The organism is Rhodococcus sp. SB1D, assembly GCF_048573875.1.
Classification (GTDB): Bacteria; Actinomycetota; Actinomycetes; order Mycobacteriales; family Mycobacteriaceae; genus Rhodococcus_F; species Rhodococcus_F qingshengii.
In genome coordinates, this window is the sequence record NZ_JBMAIQ010000049.1 from 1 (window position 1) to 322 (window position 322).

The 322-nt window shown below is 62.4% G+C and carries 1 pseudogene; it reads left to right on the forward strand.

Going from position 1 to position 322, the window contains the following annotated elements:
* Window positions 1-25: 25 nt before the first annotated feature.
* Window positions 26-322, forward strand: a pseudogene (locus ACN50D_RS31280) (HNH endonuclease); the annotation flags it as partial.

Genomic DNA, 322 nt, shown 5'->3' on the forward strand with positions numbered 1-322 from the left:
TTTGGGGAGGGGATCGGGGGATTCAATGAGTGTCTTGTTGTCGGACGTGGTGTCTGGTTCTGCGGTGGGGTTACGCGGACGCCTGTGGCGGTTGACTGCTGCCGAGTTGCGCGCTGCTGCTGTCGAAGCGAGTGCGGAGATTCTTCGTCTCGAAGCTGTGCGTGTGGCGGTGGTGGACGAGTTGTCGTTGCGCCCGGATGATCAGGTGATTGCCAGTCGCGGTGTGGGTGCGTGGTTGGCGGCTAACACGATGCTGCAGGTTCGGGACGGGAAGAAGATCGCCGCGTTGGGTGCTGCTTTGCGGCCGTTTCCGTCGGTGGCT